The organism is Jatrophihabitans sp. YIM 134969 (assembly GCF_054456675.1).
On the sequence record NZ_JBTJEQ010000004.1, the window covers coordinates 53,276 to 70,236 of the forward strand.

Genomic DNA, 16,961 nt, shown 5'->3' on the forward strand with positions numbered 1-16,961 from the left:
ACGCCCGTGGACCCGACGAGGGGCGGCGTACGTGCCGGCCGCGCCGTCATCGGCGCGCTCGGCCTGTTCGCGTTGATCGGGACCCTGGTCGGCAGCAACGACAAGCCCGGCTTCACGGCGGCGAACTTCTTCTCCTACTTCACGGTGGAGTCCAACGTCCTCGCCGCCGTCGTCATGCTCGGGCTCGCGGCGGTGCCGACCGCGGCCCTCGCCACCGAGGGCCTGCGGGGAGCCACGACCCTCTACATCGTCATCACCGGCGTGGTCTACAACCTGATGCTGCGCGGCATCGACGTCGGCATCGAGCCCACGGTCCTCGGCCACACCTGCAACGAACTCCTGCACCTCATCGTGCCGATCCTCGTGCTGCTCGACTGGCTGCTCGTGCCGCCGCTGCGGACCCTCCCGCGTTCGCGGGCCGTGCTGTTCCTGCTGTTCCCGCTCGTCTACCTCGGGTACTCGCTCGCCCGGGGCGAGATCACCGGCTGGTACCCGTATCCGTTCCTCAACGCGGAGACCAAGGGTTACTTCCACGTCCTGCTCACCTGCGTCGTGTTGGCGCTGATGATGCTGCTGCTCTCGCTCGCCGTGGTCGAGATCGGGCGCCGCCGCGCGGCGTCGGTGCGGGGGCCCGGCCCGGCCCCCGATCCGGACCCGCGCCTAGGCGGCCGCGACCCGCTCTGACGCGACGATCCGGTCGGCCAGGAAGGCGGAGTCGTCAGCCACGGCGAGGAAACGTCCCGACCCCCACGTCCACAACCACGGCAGGCCGAGGAAGAACAGGCCCGGCTGCGACGACACGCCGCGCAGGTGCTGCGGGTAGCCGCGACCGGTGAACGCCGGGACCTCGATCCAGCCGTAGTCGCGGGTGTAGCCCGTCGACCACACGACCGCCCCGATGCCCGCCGCGACCAGGTCGAGCTCGGCCGGCTGATCCACCGGCGGGTGCCACACGGGGCGGTACGGCTCCGCCGCCGGCACATCGATGCCCTGTGCAGCGATCCAGCCGTCGATGTTGGCGTTGATGCCGTTGTACACGTCGTCGGCGTGGTCGAGGTTCGCGGCCAGGTCGCCCGCGAACCGGGCCCGGCCGTCCTCGACGTCGAGGAGCCGGCCGTGCAGGGTGACGCCGTCACGGGCGAAGGCCCGCAGGTCGAGGTCGTGGCCGCCGTCGCGGCCGGTGACGTAGTGGTTGGCCTGCAACCGCACCCGCTCGCCCTGGCTGTGCTCGTGCACCGGCATGCCGTAGTAACCGTTGTCGAACAGCCACTTCATGACGTCCTGACCACGGTGACGACGCGCCACCCGGGGTGCACTGCCGACCGCGACGTGGACGTCACGCCCGGCGACGTGGAGGTCCTCGACGATCTGCGCGCCGGACTGGCCGGTCCCCACCACCAGGACGGCCCCGGGCGGCAGCGCCTCCGGCGAGCGGTAGGCGGACGAGTGCACCGACACGACCCCGGCGGGGAGTCGATCGGCCAGGCGCGGCAACCGCGGGGTGTGGTAGCCGCCGGTGGCGACCACGACGCTCGAGGCGTGCCACTCCCCCGCGGACGTCGTGAGGTCGAACCCGCCGTCGGCCGCGCGCCGCACCGAGGTCACGGCCACCCCCTCGCGGACCGGCGGGTCGAAGGACGCCCGGTACGCCCGCAGGAACGCCACGATCTCGTCCCGGAGCATGAAGCCGTCGGGATCCCCGCCGGCATAGGGGAATCCCGGCAGGTCGCACTGCCAGTTGGGTGTGACCAGGCAGAACGACTCCCACCGCCGGTCGGCCCACTCGTGGCCGACGGTGTCGCGTTCGAACACGACGTGGTCGACCCCGCGGTCGACCAGTTGCCGGCTCATCGCGAGCCCGGCCTGGCCACCGCCCACCACGACGACGTCGGTGTACTCCATCGCAAAGCCTCCTCGTCGAACGGTCAGGCGGGAACGCGCCGGTGGGCGCGGTAGAAGTCCAGGTGCGCCCGCGCCGCGCGGTCCCAGGTGTGGGCGGCGGCGGCCCGGCGGCCCGCCTGCTCACGCTCCGGGTCGGGGACCGACAACGCTGATCCGAGCGCGGCCGCGATGCCCGCGGGGGTACCGGCGAAGCGGGCGGAGTCGGCGAACAGTTCGCGGAAGACCGGCAGGTCCCGGCACACCAGTGGCACGCCCGCCGCCAGGGCCTCCATCGCGGCGAGGCCGAACCCCTCGGCCAGGGAGGGGAAGGCGAACGCGCCGGCACCGGCCACCAACGCCGGGAGAGCGTCGTCGGCCACCGTTCCGAGGATCTCGACCCGCACCCCGAGCCGGTCGACGAGTGCGTCGATCCCGCGGCGGTAGTCGCGGTAGTCGAACAACGTCTCGCCACCGGCGACCACGAGCGGGACGTCCGGCCGGGAGCGTTGCAACACCGCCATCGCCTCGACCAGGTCGGCGGTTCCCTTGCGGGGTTCGATACCGCCGACGGCGAGCACGTACCGGCCGAACCGCTGTTCCCACTCCCAGCGCCCCAGCGCCGCGTCGGCGTCGTCGGCCGCCGCCGCGGCGAAGCGCGCGGCGTCGACCCCGTTGGGGATGACCTGCGCGCGGATGTCCCACTCGTCGGCCAGCTGCCGGGCCACCGCGTGCGAGACCGTCAGGTGCGCGACCGGGTCGCGCAACGCGCGGGCGTGGCACGCGACCAGTTGCGGAGTGGTGAACGCGTCGAGGTGGTGGACGGTGCGCACCGGCCGGTCGACCGCGTTCGCCGAGATGCAGTCCTGCGCGTGCACGATGTCGTACGCCGACGCGCAGAACGCCTCGCGCAGCACGGCGATCGAGCGGACGATCCGCTCGCCGACCGATTCCTCGGCCGGGCCGTCGGGGAAGGTCACGAGGCGGATCCCGACCCCCGGGTCGACGGCACGGTAGAACCCGGTGTCACCGCCTCGGGCGAGCGACCACACGTCGACCTCCGCGCCGGCCCGCACCAGGGCCTCGGCCAACGCCAGGGTGTGGACGACCCCGCCACGCGGCTTGGTCGAGTAGGTCAGCAACGCGATCCTCACGACCCGATCCCCCGCTGCTCGTACACGTCCGGTCGCCGCTCCTTGAGGTGGAACAGCACCCGGCGGGCCCGTTCGACCTCGTGCGCGACGTCGATGGCCGCGACGGCGAGACCGCCACGCGCGCCGGTCGAGGCCAGCACCTCACCGCCGGGGCCGACGACCTTGGCGGAGCCGACGAAGCGTTGCCGCCCGACCCCACCGCTCTGGTTCGACGAGAGGACCACCACCTGGTTCTCCGCCGCCCGTGCCTGGTCGTAGAGGTCGAACAGCCGGGTCTGCCGGTCGTGCACCAACGTCGCCGCCCGGCGCGTCACGCTCGCGGGCCACGCCGACAGCACCGCGAGCACCGTCGCGCCGTCGAGCGCGAGCGACCGCGCGGTCTCCGGGAAGGTCTTGTCGTAGTCGACGAGCATGCCCATGCGGCCGACCGGGGTGTCGAACGCGGCGAGCCGGTCGCCCTCGCTGAACGTCACGGCCTCGCCCGGCGGCAGGTGCAGCTTGCGGTGACGTCCGAGCACGCCGTCACCGTCGAGGCAGACGGCGGTGCTGTGGAACCGGTCGCCGTCGACCTCGGTGAACCCGAGGCACACGACCATCTCGCCGGCCAGGGCGGCGATACGCCCGAACACCGGGTGGTCGGCGGGCAGGGCGTCCGGTTCGGGTGGCGGTTCGTCGGCCAGTTGCCCCGACGGGTCGCTGACGTAGCCCCCGAGCGTCGCGTGCGGCAGCACCAGCACCTGGGCCCCGGCGTCACGGGCGTGGCCGATGATCGTCGCCACGCGCGCGAGGTTGCGCTCGTGGTCGTGGTGGAAGTGACCGCAGGCCGCGGCCAGTCCGATCACGCCCACGCCCGGACCTCAGACCGCGGCCGGGGCGGGGTAGACGTCGGGGCGGCGGTCGCGAAGGTGGAACATCGCGCGACGGGCCGTGCCGAGGGCGGCGTCGACATCGACCTCGGCGACGGCCATGCCCGGTGCCACCCCGGTGGCCGCGACCACGTCACCGCCGGGGTCGACGACCTTGGCGCTGCAGACGAACCGCAGCGAGCCGAACGTGCCGGACTGGTTCGACGCCACCCACACGATCTGGTTCTCCAGCGCCCGGGCCCGGTCGAACAGGTCGAAGCGCCGCAGCCACCGGTCGTCGGCGAGGTCGGGGGTCGCGGCGGTGCGGCCGGCGGGCCACGCCGACAGGCAGGCGACGATCTGGGCGCCGTCGAGCGCGAGGGCGCGCGCCGCCTCCGGGAACGCCTTGTCGTAGCAGATGAGCATGCCGAGCCGGCCGACCGGACTGTCGAACGCCGCGAACGACTCCCCCGGCGAGTACAGGAGGTTCTCGCCGAGCGGCTGGTGCACCTTGCGGTGCACGCCGATGACCTCGCCGGCGTGCACGGCCACGGCGGTGTTGTAGAGGACGTCGCCGTCGCGCTCGCACAACCCGACGGTGACGACCATGTCGCCCGCGAGGTCGGCGACGGCCTTGACCTCGGGACCGTCGACGTCGAGCGCGGGTGGCATGCCGGATTCCTTGATGTCGCCGGTGTGTTCGTGCGCGAGGCTCGCGACGTACCCCCCGAGCGCCGCCTCCGGCAGGACGAGCAGGTCGACTCCCTGGGCGCGCGCCGCCGCGGTCAGCTCGCCGATCCGGGCGAGGTCGCCGTCGAGGTCGCGGTCGAACGGGGCCGCCACCGCCGCGGCCCTCACGCGGCCGCTCCGAGCCCGGTGACTCCGCCCGGCACCGCGACGGTGACCACGCCGTCGGGCCAGCGCAAGCGCACGCCGGGCGCCGCCGTCAGTTCGCCGCAGGCGACCGACACCGCGGGACCCGCCGGGGCCACCCCCCGACCGGCTTCGTCGGTGGTGAGCATGCCGAAGCCGGGGAAGCAGGTGAGCCAGTCACCGGCGAGCGCGCTCGCCGGTCGCGGTGTCGCGGCGACGTCGAGGACGGCCCCGGTCCCGCTCGCCTCGGCCAGCATCCCGAGGGTGCCGATGACGCCCGCCATGCTGACGTCCTTGGCGGCGTGGGGCTGGGTCCGCGCGACGACCGAGGTCATCGCCGCGATCTGGTCCCTCGTGCGGCCGGTGGAGGAGTCCCACTGGCGTCCGGTGTGACCGGGGCGCCACGCTCCGCCGAGGTCGGCGGTGAGGGTGACGGTGTCGCCGGTCCGGCCACCGCCGCCGCGCACCGGCCGGGCGGTGCGGCCGAACGCCGTCACGGACAGCGCGGGCGGCACGCCGAGTTGGGTGTGGCCACCGAGGACCGGCAGACCGAAGGCGTCGGACCCGCGCCGGAGACCGGCCAGCACGCGCGCGGCGTGCGTGGCGTCCGGGCTGCCCAACGCGTCGAGCAGACCCGTGCCGAGAGCGCCCATCGCCGCGAGGTCGCCCGCTCCGACCAGGACGCCGCACCAGCCCGCCCACTCCGGGTCCCGCTCCACCATCGCGGGCACGATCGCGTCGACGCTCGCGAACACCGTGTCGCCCACCGGGGCGGCGTCGTCACCGACGAAGCCCGGCCCGCCCAGCCCGCCCGCGGCTCGGAGCGGGTCGAGCAGCGCGGCGAGCGGCGCCTTGGTCGCCTCGATCAGGGCGCGCACGCGGGCGACCGGCCAGTCCACGTGGAGGTGTTCACGGCCGTGCGCCGTGACCGACCCGAGCACGGTCCAGCCGAGCCGTTCGAAGAAGGCCCGGTTGGCGGGCACGATCTGGGCGTCGAAGCGCAACGCGCCCAGGCTCTCGGCCGTCGCGCACGCGGCGCGGACCAGCGCCGAGCCGACGCCGGCCGGAGCGTCCTCGCGGACGGCGAGCCGCCCACCGCGCCACCAGCCGAGGGCCGGGTCGCCGGTCGGGGCGTGCAGCCGGACCCCGCCGAGCACGGTGCCGTCGGCGGCGCGCGCCACCAACGTCACGGTGTGCGGCGAGCGGTCGTGGTCGTCGGTGTCGTCGCGATCGAACAGGCCAAACCGGTCGACGAACACCGTTCGACGCAGCGCCAGGTAGTCGGCCGGCGGGTGTTCCTCGGCCGAGACCAGGAACGCCGCCGGCCGGACCGTTGCACCGGTCAACAGTGTGCAGACGTCGTCGAGCACGGGAGTCCTCTGAACCGTCATGTCATCCTCCTGCCGCCGACAGCAGCCCGCACGCACCGCACGAGGCGCAGCCCGCTCCCTGGTCGGCTCCTCGCATGCCGGCGGCCTGCAGCAACGCGGCGACCCGGGTCGTGACCGACAAGACCAGACCCGGATCGGGCGCGGACGCCCCGTCGACGTCGACCGCCAGGGCGCCCGCGTGCGGCCGGAACGGCACGACGAAGGGGTAGACGCCGCGGTCGATGAGCGAGGCGCACCCGGCGACGAGCTCGTCGGGGTCCTCGCCGAGTCCGACCAGCAGGTAGGTCGAGACCCGGTTGCGGCCGAACACCCGCACGGCCTCGTCCCACGCCGCCTCGTACTCGGACATCGGGACCGTGGCCTTGCCCGGTGTCCACCGCCGGCGCACGTCCACGTCGAGCGCCTCGACGTGGATGCCGATGGCCGTCGCGCCCGCCGCCTTCAGCCGCCCGATCCAGGACAGGTCGCCCGGCGGCTCGCACTGCACCTGGATCGGCAGACCGGGGACGGCCGCGAGCACGGCGCGCACGCACCGTTCCAGGTGGGCCGCGCCGCGGTCGGAGCCCGGCGTGGTGCCGGTGGTCATCACCATCGAGCGGACGCCGTCGAGTTCGACCGCACGCGCGGCGACCTCGGCCAACTGCGCGGGCGTCTTGACCGCGGTCGTCGCGCCCGACTCCAGGCTCATCTCCACGGCGCAGAACCGGCAGCGGGTCGCCTCGGGGCCGTAGCGCGTGCAGGTCTGGATGGTGGTCGTCGCGAGGACGTCACGCCCGTGCAGCCGCGCGATCTTGTCCATGGCCACGCCGTCGGACGTCTCGAGGTCGTAGAACGCCGGACGCCGGACCGCCGAGACCTCGATGTCCTCGACCACCACGCCGTCGGCGATCAGCCGGCTGCCGTCGAGGGTGAACCGCGAGTCCTCCGTGCGGCGCAGGGTGGTCGGCAACCCCATGAGCACGACGTGACCGTCGTCGGTGGGGCCGGCCCCGCCCGTCCGGCGTACGGGTGCGTGCACCCGGACGCCGGACGTGGCGAGTTCCGCCCGCAGCTGGAGGTCGGACGCGCCCGCGGCCGCCGGTGGCGTGGTCACGAACGGCCTCAGAACATGTACGTGGAGTTGATGATCGCGCCCTTCCGGGCGTAGTGGATCACCGCGTCCTGGACGTCGAGCGGGTGCGTGGGGATGACGCCCTCGATGAGGTCCTCCTCGCGGGCGCCGTGCAGGGACAACCCGAAGCGGCAGGCGTACACCGTGCCGCCCTCGGCGATGAAGGTCTTGAGCTGGTCGTTGATGTTGAGCTCACCGGGGAAGGCCGCGTTGCCGGTGGTCGGGAAACCCCGTGTGGCGAGGGCGTTCAGCGATCCGGGACCGTAGAAGTAGATCGCGGAGTGGAAGCCCTTCCGCAGCGCGCGGGTGGCCTGCAGGATCGCGACGAAGCTGACCGACGACTCGTGCGCGATGCCGTGCACCATCGTGAAGTACGACTCGCCCTCCTCGGCCTGGTAGTCCGGGAAGACCTTGGTGGTGCCGTAGATGGTGGAGCCCTGCGGCAGGCTCGGGTGAGCGATCTCGTCGATCGAGATCTTGCCCTGGGCGTCGACGGATTCCTGGTCGATCGTGGCGGTCATCTGGTTCTCCTCGTGGGGTGGGGCGTGGCGACCGACGCGTGGGGCGTCAGCCGTACAACTTCTCGAAGTTCTCGCGGGTGGCCATGCGGAACAGGTCGCCGTCGCCGAAGGCGGCGGCCAGCCGGGCAGACTCGCCGGCGTGGTCGCCCCAGGGCTCGTCCGAGGCGAACAGCACGCGGTCCGCACCGAGCCCGCGGCGTTCGATCTCCTGCGCCAGCCAGCGGGGTGCGAAACCGATGGCCCAGGAGGTGTCGGTGTAGACGCGTTTCCCGGCGGCGATCCAGTCGAAGAACCGCCCGCCGAGCAGCTTCATGTGTCCGCTCATCCCGCCCCCGAGGTGGACGAGGTGGATCGCGACGTCGTCGCCGTAGCGGTCGACCAGTTGGCCGATCTCGTCGATGTCGCTCGCGGCGCCGGGTGAGGTGTGCACGTGGACGACGAGGTCGTGCTGCCGGGCGCAGCCGAAGATGGCGTCGAGCTGCGGGGCGCAGTCGGGGTCGTCGACCCGACCCCCGAGCAGGAAGCTCAGCTTCAGGGCCCGCACGCCGGGTTCCGCGGCGAGGGAGAGCGCCTTCGCGGTCGAGTCGGCGTCGTCGCCACGGGGCGAGGTCCACAACCCGCAGCGGATCCGGTCGTCGCGGGCGGCGGCGTCGAGGACCAGCTCGTTGAAGCCGAAGCTCAGGGTGTGGTCGGGGACCCCGTAGTTGGGCAGGACGAGCGCGCGCTCGACCCCCTCGCGGTCGAGGTCGGCGACCAGGTCGTCGATGGTCGCCCGGGCGGTGGTGTCGGCCTGGATCGGCGGGCCGCCGTAGAACGGGTGGGCCGGCAGCACACCGAGATGCCGGTGGGCGTCATGGGTGGTGGGGGCTCCCATGGGGACTACTGAACGGCTGGTGTGTTGCGTTCTGGTTCCACCGGCAACGCCCGGAGGTAACGGCGGGTTTCATCCCCGCAACATTGTGCGCACCGTTGCGCTCTGCAACGATGCGCTGCTCAGCCCCTCAGAGCGGCGATCAGGTCGGCCTCGCGGTTCGCGGTCAGGCCCGCACGGCGGGGGCGGTCGAGCCCCTGCTCGCGCTCCCAGCGCAGGGTGTCGACGAGCATGTCCGCCCGCGGGCGGTGGACCAGTCCGAGTGCGAGGGCCCGGTCGGTGTTGCGGTCCGCGAACCCCTCCCAGCCGGGCGTCGCGATCCACACCGGCAGCGACTCGTCGCCCGCCCACTCCTGCACCCCGTGCTCGACCAACCAGTCACGACCGGCCGTCACGACGTCGCCGGTGTGGCCGCCGACCTCGCGGCTCGTGGCGATCCAGTCGGCGAAGGTCGTCACCGGCCCGTACGCGTTCACCGCCCCCGTCGCGCCCGTCTCGCCCACCAGCACCAGCCAGGCGGCGAGGTCACGGACGTCGACCACCTGCGTCGACAGCGACGGGGAGTCGGGCACCAGCATCGGGTCCTGCGGGGCGCGGGCGGCCCGGGCGACCCAGTAGCCGGTGCGGTCGGTGTGGTCCCCGGGTCCGCCGATGAGCCCGACCCGGGCGAGCAGGGCCCGGTCCCCCACCGCGGCCGTGACGGCCTCCTCGCACGCGACCTTGGCGCCGCTGTACTGCTCACGGTCGGCGGTGTCGCCGGTGATCGGATCGTGGAGGGCGACGCTCTCGTCGGCGTCGAGGGTGGCGGTGTCGGCGTAGACGCTGCCGGACGACACGTACGTCCAGCGCGCGGCCCGGTCCCCGAGCGCCGTGAGCGCACCACGGACGAACCCCGGTTGCCAGGAGACGTCGACCACCTGGTCGAAGCGGCGTCCGGCGACCGCGTCGTAGGCGTCCGGGCGCGACCGGTCGCCTGCCACCCACTCGACCCCGTCGGCCGGGCGGCCGCTCTCCCCGCGCGCGAGACACGTCACCGTGTGGCCGCGCGCCACCGCCTGCGCCGTGATCTCGCGTCCGAGCCACTGCGTCCCGCCCAGCACCAGCACGTCTCCCATGGGGCCAGCCGACCGCATCCGGTGGCCGCGGGCAAGCCGTCACGCGGCGGGCGTAAGCCAGGGGCGACTCCGGGACGATCTGGGGGTCGCCCCGGATCTGTCGCAGCCCGCCGGCGGCCACGCTCGTCGTCATGACCGCGACCCTCGTGAGCGAACCCCCCGTGGCACCCCACCGGCGGGTGTCGGTCCCGCTCGCCCGCCGGGTGGCGGCGGCGGGTGGTCTGTGGGCGTGGGCCTTCGCCGCCGTCCACGGGTACTGGGCCGCGGGCGGGCGGGTCGGCGTGCCGGACGGCGTGGCCGACATCGCCCGCCGTCCGGCCTTCCTCGCCTACGACCTCGCCGCGTGCGTGGTGTTCGCGCTCGCCGGGGTCGTCGGGTTCCTCCTGTCGACCCCGACCGGCGGCGGCCGACGCCGACTGTTCCTCGTCCACCTCGCCCTGGTGGGCGGGGTCGCCGGGTTGCTGCGGGGCGGCCTCGGTCTGCTGCAGGACGTCACCGACGCGATGAGCGGCGGGGACGTCGCGCCGGTCGGGGCGCTCGCCGACGGCTGGTTCGTGATCGCCGGCGCCGTGTTCGTCGTCGCCGCCTGGCAGTTGCGCGAGACCGCCCGCATCGTCACCCGGCGCCGGTGGTGAGACCGACGACGCGCTGACCGGCCTCAGCCGTCGCGGCGGTGACGCTCGAGGGTGAACCGCTCGAAGGGCTGGAGCTGCCCGTACGGTCCGGTGACCTCCCAGTAGGTCACGGCGATGCTGGTCAGCCCGCCCGGCTCGCTGCCCGGGTCGACGGTGAACGACGCGAACCCGTACGACTGCGCGGCGTCCCGGCTCGCGGACCACGCCGCGGGCTCCGACACGTAGACCGGCGGCCGCTTGCCGGTGGTCGGGTCGGGGTCGCCGACCCCGACGATGACCCGGCAGGTCGGCGGGGTGGTCAGCAACTGGTTGGACGGCGCGGACGTCCCACCGCCACCGATGACCATGTGCACCGTGCCCGCCTCGGTCGAAACCGTGCGCAGGTCGGTCGTGCGCGGGATCGGGGTGAGGGTCTGGTTGTCCTGCTGGCCGCGGATGGCGTGCGAGCGTTCGTAGTGGTGCTCGTGGCCGCAGACGACCAGGTCGACGCCGTACCGGTCGAACAGCGGCACCCACTCCTCGCGGATGCCCTTGTCGGCCCCGTTGAACTGGTCGGCGGTGCTGATGACGACCTGGTGCATGCACACGACGATCCAGTCGATGGCCGGGTTCGCCCGCGTGGTGCGCAGTTCCTTCTCCAACCAGGCCTTCTGGGCGCCCTGCGAGTAGCCGCGGACGTAGGAGTTGCCGCCGTCCTGGTAGCAGACGTCGTCGTTGTTGAGGCTGACGAAGCGCACCGACCCGACGGTGAAGGCGTACCAGAGCCCGGCCGTGTCGACGTTCTGACCGGCGACCGGGGGCATCGAGAAGTAGGTCTGGTAGGCGCGGAAGCCGTACTGGCCGTTGCCCAGTTCGTTCTCGTGGTTGCCGGCCGAGGGCATCCACGGCCGGTAGCGGGCGCTGCGGCTGTTGTTCTCCCAGAAGTCCGACCAGGTGCGCACACGGTCGTTCGCGAGGTTGGCGTAGCAGAGGTCGCCGTTGAACAGGTGCAGCAGCGGGGCGACCCGCTCGACACCCGCGGTGGTGTCCCCGGCCGCCGGGCCCCCGAGGTTGTCGTTGACGTAGGGCGGGTTCGGGATCGAGACGCCCGCCGGCGGCACGTACCGACGACCGAGGGTCGGGGTGCCCTGGTCGCCGAAGCTGGTGAACGTGAAGGCCTTGCGTCCCGTCGGCGCCGTGCGGAACGAGCCCAGTTCGGGGCGGGCGCCGTCGTGGACCGCTGCGTAGACGTAGTCGGTCGCGGCCGTGAGCCCGCCGATCTTGGCGTGGTGGGCGTAGACGACCTGGCCGGACTTGGCATCGGTGTAGGCAGCAACGGTCGCGGCGACCTCACGCTGGGAGCGCTGACCGTTCACCGCGACGTACACCCGCGGGTTGCGCACCGGCTGCAGTGCGTGCCAGCTGACGGTGACCTGCTTGGACGCGTCGGCACCGAACTGCAGGTGCAGGCCCTGGACCCGCGGGGTCGTCACCGGGTTGCCCGGCTTGGCGGCGTACGGGTAGGCGTCGGCGGTGGCCGGGCCGGCCGGGCTGACCGGGGCGGCCTCGGCGTCGGGCAGGCCGACGGTCGAGGCGATGGCGCCGACCGCGGCGGCGGCGCCGGCCGCTGCGAGCAGACTGCGTCGGGTCACGGGGTGGGCGTGGAGGGATTCGTCGCTGGACACGGCGGAATCCTCGCGGAACGGGTCAGATCGCCGACACCGGTCGCGGGCGAACTTCCGGGGGCGACGAGGTGAACGCCGGATCAGGGTCCGGCCACCCGAACAGGGGCCGCGGTCCGACCCGTGCCAGGTTCAGCAGGCGGGCGTCGGGGACAGTGCGATGTCTCCCGGCAGTCCTGACACCGCGCCGGCCGCCGAGTTCCCGTACATCCTTCTTGCATTCGTCCCGGGGTTGTAGACGTTGTTCAGCTTGCGAGGTCGGAACTGGCCCGAGTTGATCGGGAACGGATCCGGCACGAGCTTGCCGACGCCTATGCCGATCCCGCCCGACACCGCGCCTGACACCATGTCCGCTCCGAGCTCACTGCCGCTGGGAAGATCGCCGGTGATGGCCCCTTCGGTCAGATCACCCGCCGCGGCACCCAGCGCTCCACCGGCGACGGCGCACGCGCCCGCCGCCACCCCGTCCGAGAAACCGTCGCACGCCCCGGTGACGGCGCCGGATACCAGTCCGCCCACGGTCTTCCCGAGCAAGTCCCTCTTGTTGAAGGACTTCTTTCCGCGGGCCACGTCGAACAGGTACTTCCCGGCGGCCCAGCCACCACCGATGACTCCACCCGCTACCGCACCGATCGCTGCGCCCAGGAGCCCGAACAGGCCCGACGGATCCACGACATCGATGGGGTCGCCAGCCGCGTACTGCGTGAGGTTCGTCGAACCGCCGGCGAAGCCGAGCGGGTCCTGGCTGAGGAACCGACCGGTGTCCGGCGAGTAGGCGCGGACCCCCAGCTGGTCGACATCGTCCGAGACGGTGGTCGAGGTGGCGAAACCTTCCGCGTCAGCGGTGGTGCCCGTCGTGGTCCGACGTCCGGCCGGATCGAACCCGGAGGTCTCGGACGACGCCGTGCCTGTGCCACTGAAGACGGCTACGGTCGACCGCCGGATGTCCTGGACCGGGTACTCGGCACCGGCCGCCGTGGTGACCTGGACGGTGTGCCGACCACCGAGCGAGAGGTAGTCGGTGCTCGCGCCGCCGGTCAGCTGACGCAACAGGCTGCCGTCCGGCGCGTAGAGGTTCGCCGTCGTCACCCCGCTCGCCGTGGTGCCGGTGAGCCGACCCGCGGGGTCGTAGCTCAGCGTCCGCGTGCCGGCCGCTCCAATGACGGAGGTGAGGTCATTGCGGGCGTCCCACCCGTACGTCGAACTCCCGTCGGTCAGCAGGCTGCCGTTGGCGTCGTAGGTGTAGGCCGTGCCGTCCGACGTCAGCAGGTCGTTGCCCGCGTCGTAGGTGCTCGCCCCGACCGCGCGGGGCAGCTGCGCCGACGACATCGTGCCACCCTCGGCAGAAATGCGGCCGTTGACGTCATAGCCGTAGCGCAGGTCGCCGAGGTCGGAGCCGCCGAGCCGGTACGCGAGCCGGGTCACCCGCGACGCCGCGTCGTAGGTGTCGGTGGCGACCATCCCGTTCGGCGAGGTCGTCGTGGCCAACCGGCCGACGGCGTCGTACGTCAACGACGCGGTCGCGGCGCCACGCGTGACCGTGGTGAGACGGCCGGCAGGGTCGTAGGCGTACGCGATCGGGGTTCCGCCTTCGACACTCACCGTGGACGGCCGGGACGCGGCGTCGTAGCTGTAGGCGATGTTGCCGGTGGGCGACGTCGACGCCGTCCGGTTGCCGAGCCCGTCGTAGGAGTAGGAGTAGGAGCCGGACACCGAGTCCGCGATGCCGGTCAGCCGGTTGAGCGCGTCGTAGCTCAGACCGACGGTCCGCGCAGCGGCCGTGGCCGTCACGCCGTAGTTGACCTGGGACACCCGACCGACGGCGTTGTAGCTGTACGTGGTGCGGTTCCCTACCCGATCGGTGGTCGCCGTGACGCGACCGGCGCGGTCGAACACCGTCGTCGCGGTGTGTCCGAGCGGATCGGTGCGCGACGTGATGTCGTCCATCGCGTCGTACGCGTAACGCGTGGTGTTCCCGGCACCGTCGGCGAGACTGACGAGCCGGTCGTCGGCGTCCCAGGTCATGGTTGCCACCGGGCCTAGCGCACTGGCCGCCGTGAGTTGGTTGCCGACGGCGTCGTAGGTGTAGTCGAGGGTGCTGCCGTCTGGCGCCGTCGACTCCACCAGGTTGCCCGCAGCGTCGGTGAAGTAGGACGTGACCCCACCGTCGGGCGCGGCGTACGCGACCAGGTCGTCGCCGATCCAGCTGTAGTAGGAGGTGTTCCCCAGCGCGTCGACGGCCGAGACCGGTCGACCTCCCCTGTCCAGACGCACTTTCCGGGTGCGCCCGGTCGCGTCGGTGGTGGTCACGGTGCGGCGCTTGTCGTCCCACACCACACGGGTCACCGCCCCTGCGGCGTCCGTGACGCTCGTGACCCGGCTGAACGAGTCGTAGGTGAGCGTCGTCGTCACCGGGTGGGCCGAGCTCGCTAGCTGGATGACTGACGTGGTCAGTCCCTTCGCGTTGTAGGCGTACCTCGTGACGTTGCCGAGCGCGTCGGTCTCGGAGGCCACCAGGTTGCTGTTCGGGGCGAACGTGCGGGCGGTGGTCTGGGAACCGGCCGTGCCAGGTGCGAGGACCGACCCGGAGCTGTATCCCTTGCTGTTGATGGTGATCGTCGACTGCACACCGTCGGGATCGGTGACGACCGCACTGCTGATCGCGCCGTTCTTCATCGTGTACTTGTACTTCCAGACGCCGCCGTCGGCCTGCGTCTGGGTGGCGACCGTGCCGGTCGAGCCGTATGTCACAGACGTGACATGCCCCATCGGGTCGGTGGTCGACAGCAGCTCGGTGCAGGTCAGGTCGGAGGTGCATGCCGCCCAGGTGTTGGTCGTGACGCGACCCGCGGCGTCGGTGACCGTACGCAGACGGGCGTACTTGTCGTAGGCGTAACGGACGGTGCGACCGGCGTCATCCGTGACGGCCGAGACGCACAGAGCCTGGTCGGTCTGTCGGCACGGCGCGTAGGTGTAGCGCTGCCAGTGGCCTGCGGACGTCGTGACCGTCGTGATGTCGCCTGTGTTCTGCGGTCCTTCGTCGTGCCGGTTGATCGTGGTGCTGTTGCCGTACCTGTCGGAGAAGCCCGTCAGGTAGTCAGGATCGCCGAACCGGAGGGTGCTGCCATCGCGCAACGTGATCACCGAACCCGCCGCACCGTTCTGGGCCAGCGAGGAGCCGGCGAACGCGGTGGGGGTGTTGATCGGCGCGAAGATCGAGTTCTGACCCGTCGGGCGGTAGACCACCCGGCCGCCGTCAGGGAGGACGAGGTCGAAACCACTGGTCACGTCCGAAGCGATGTAGAGGTTGTAGGCGTCGCTGCCGCCGATGCCGAAGTTGCGGATGACGTTGTCGGACTGCCGGTACACCCGCGTCACCTCCGTTCCCCCCGCGCCGTCCTCCATCAGATCGGTCCGTGTGTCGACGAACAGACCCGTACCGACGTCGACCGGGTCGCCGCACTGGCATCCGCTACCCGCCGCAGGGCCCTTGCCGGGCGCGTTGACCAGGACGTAGCTGTTCGGCATGACGATCGTCAGGCGGGTGTCGGGGTCCGGGATGACCTGGCGACCATCCGGGCTGATCGTGGCTGTTCCCCGGCGGTAGCCGCTCCCGGTGTCACTCGACCAGTCGGCGCTCTGGATCAGGTAGGTCACGCGCTGCCCAGCGGCCTTCCCCGTCGTGTTCGGGTAGCGCAGCTCCGCACCGCCGCCGGAGATCGTGGCACCACTGGGCTGCAGGGAGAAGTACGGCGCGATCGACCCGGGACGTAGCGGGGTTGGGGTGCGAGCGGGGTCCAGCGGCGTCAGCGAGATCCGACGCACCGGTCGGCCAGCGGCGTCGCGGACGACCGCGCCGGCTGGGAGCCGCAGCTCGAGCCCGGGCAGGGCAGGGTTGGTGACCACGACGTCACGGGCGAGCGGCGAGGTGAGGTCGACATCGTGCGCGTGGTCGATCGGCGTGAGGTAGGTGGTCCAGGGCAGGACCGAGGTGACCCCTGACGCGAGCGACACCGGCTCGACGTACGTGCCGTAGTCGGGCCCCCCGGGCACGGCCGTGCCGTCGACGGTCAACTGCCGCAACCCGGCGCTGAGGTTCGTGGCGAGGAACCAGCCGTGGTCGTCGGTGGTTGCGTGCGTTCCCACCGCGGACCAGCCGGTGCTGACGGTGACGACGACGCCCGGCAGCGGTCGGCCCGCGGAATCCAGGACGCGGCCGCTCAACGCGGTGACCCCGGGAGCCGCCTGACGCGCGCCGGGCGTAGTGGGGAGCACGGCAACGGGCGCGGCGTACGCCGAGGCAGTCGGGGCACCGCTCACGACAACCGTGGGACCAGTCGCGGTGCCGTGCGCGGTACGGACGCTGACCTGCCCACCGGCACCTGGCGGAGCCGTCACGACCAAGGTGTGCGACGCCGCCGAGGTGACGGGCGCCAGCAGGTCACCGACGTGCACGATGTTCGCCGCCGGAGTCGGGTCGAAACCCCTGCCGGAGATGGTGATCTGCGCACCGACACCGACGTGCGCGGGCGAGACTGCACTGACCGCTGGAGCGGTTCCGGCCGGCCGGGCGCCGGCCGCCGTCGCCGCGGGCCGGGCGGGCGCGACCGACCGGGTCACGGACAGCACGTTCCCGGCGCGGTCGTATCGGTACGTGGCGAGCTGGCCCGTGCCGTCGGCCACCGTCGCCAGCCGTCCCTCGGCGTCGTAGGTGTAGCTGACGCCGGCGGCGGGCACGGCCGTCGCGGCGGGTGTCCACCCGGCCAGCGACCCGGCGCACGTCAACGCGACGAGTCCGGCCACCGACAGCACGCTGGAACGGGAGGGGCGGCGCGGGCGGCGCACCGCCCGGTGACGAGCGGTGGCGGTCATCGGAAAGTCCCTCTCGGTGCGGCTGCGACGTCGT

The 16,961-nt window shown here is 72.5% G+C and carries 13 protein-coding genes; 2 read left to right on the forward strand and 11 right to left on the reverse strand.

Annotated elements, in window-relative coordinates:
- The first annotated feature begins 6 nt into the window (after positions 1 to 6).
- Positions 7 to 684, forward strand: coding sequence for a Pr6Pr family membrane protein (locus tag ACXR2U_RS03730; RefSeq protein WP_458823581.1), 678 nt, complete (start codon positions 7 to 9; stop codon positions 682 to 684).
- Here the strand turns inward: ACXR2U_RS03730 and ACXR2U_RS03735 are convergent.
- The 9 genes from ACXR2U_RS03735 to ACXR2U_RS03775 form a co-directional block, all read right to left on the reverse strand.
- The gene (locus tag ACXR2U_RS03735) at positions 661 to 1,902 is read right to left on the reverse strand and encodes an MSMEG_0569 family flavin-dependent oxidoreductase (RefSeq protein WP_458823582.1); all 1,242 of its coding nucleotides are present in this window, start codon (positions 1,900 to 1,902) and stop codon (positions 661 to 663) included. The genes ACXR2U_RS03730 and ACXR2U_RS03735 overlap by 24 nt on opposite strands.
- Positions 1,903 to 1,925: 23 nt before the next feature.
- Positions 1,926 to 3,032 (reverse strand): MSMEG_0565 family glycosyltransferase, encoded by a 1,107-nt coding sequence (locus ACXR2U_RS03740; protein WP_458823583.1) that lies wholly within the window; start codon positions 3,030 to 3,032, stop codon positions 1,926 to 1,928.
- The gene (locus ACXR2U_RS03745) at positions 3,029 to 3,880 is read right to left on the reverse strand and encodes a carbon-nitrogen hydrolase family protein (protein WP_458823584.1); all 852 of its coding nucleotides are present in this window, start codon (positions 3,878 to 3,880) and stop codon (positions 3,029 to 3,031) included. The genes ACXR2U_RS03740 and ACXR2U_RS03745 overlap by 4 nt, the downstream gene beginning before the upstream one ends.
- A 9-nt stretch (positions 3,881 to 3,889) precedes the next feature.
- Positions 3,890 to 4,720, reverse strand: coding sequence for a carbon-nitrogen hydrolase family protein (locus ACXR2U_RS03750; RefSeq protein ID WP_458823585.1), 831 nt, complete (start codon positions 4,718 to 4,720; stop codon positions 3,890 to 3,892).
- A gap of 11 nt (positions 4,721 to 4,731) precedes the next feature.
- Entirely contained in the window at positions 4,732 to 6,141 is a 1,410-nt protein-coding gene (locus ACXR2U_RS03755) for an MSMEG_0567/sll0787 family protein (protein WP_458823586.1), read from the reverse strand.
- Between the two features lies 1 nt (position 6,142).
- Positions 6,143 to 7,234: an MSMEG_0568 family radical SAM protein gene (locus tag ACXR2U_RS03760; RefSeq protein ID WP_458823587.1), complete on the reverse strand. Its 1,092-nt coding sequence runs from the start codon at positions 7,232 to 7,234 to the stop codon at positions 6,143 to 6,145.
- Positions 7,235 to 7,242: 8 nt separating this feature from the next.
- The gene (locus ACXR2U_RS03765) at positions 7,243 to 7,773 is read right to left on the reverse strand and encodes an MSMEG_0572/Sll0783 family nitrogen starvation response protein (protein ID WP_458823588.1); all 531 of its coding nucleotides are present in this window, start codon (positions 7,771 to 7,773) and stop codon (positions 7,243 to 7,245) included.
- Positions 7,774 to 7,819: 46 nt separating this feature from the next.
- The gene (locus ACXR2U_RS03770) at positions 7,820 to 8,647 is read right to left on the reverse strand and encodes an amidohydrolase family protein (RefSeq protein ID WP_458823589.1); all 828 of its coding nucleotides are present in this window, start codon (positions 8,645 to 8,647) and stop codon (positions 7,820 to 7,822) included.
- Between the two features lie 119 nt (positions 8,648 to 8,766).
- Positions 8,767 to 9,759, reverse strand: a complete 993-nt coding sequence (locus ACXR2U_RS03775) for an NAD-dependent epimerase/dehydratase family protein (protein WP_458823590.1) — start codon at positions 9,757 to 9,759, stop codon at positions 8,767 to 8,769.
- Positions 9,760 to 9,890: 131 nt separating this feature from the next.
- On the opposite strand from ACXR2U_RS03775, the gene ACXR2U_RS03780 reads away from it, so the two are divergent.
- Positions 9,891 to 10,394, forward strand: coding sequence for a hypothetical protein (locus ACXR2U_RS03780; RefSeq protein WP_458823591.1), 504 nt, complete (start codon positions 9,891 to 9,893; stop codon positions 10,392 to 10,394).
- A gap of 23 nt (positions 10,395 to 10,417) precedes the next feature.
- On the opposite strand, the gene ACXR2U_RS03785 is transcribed toward ACXR2U_RS03780, so the two are convergent.
- Together ACXR2U_RS03785 and ACXR2U_RS03790 are read right to left on the reverse strand one after the other, a co-directional pair.
- Positions 10,418 to 12,058, reverse strand: a complete 1,641-nt coding sequence (locus ACXR2U_RS03785) for a purple acid phosphatase family protein (RefSeq protein WP_458823592.1) — start codon at positions 12,056 to 12,058, stop codon at positions 10,418 to 10,420.
- Between the two features lie 129 nt (positions 12,059 to 12,187).
- Positions 12,188 to 16,927, reverse strand: coding sequence for an RHS repeat-associated core domain-containing protein (locus ACXR2U_RS03790; RefSeq protein ID WP_458823593.1), 4,740 nt, complete (start codon positions 16,925 to 16,927; stop codon positions 12,188 to 12,190).
- Positions 16,928 to 16,961: the final 34 nt, after the last annotated feature.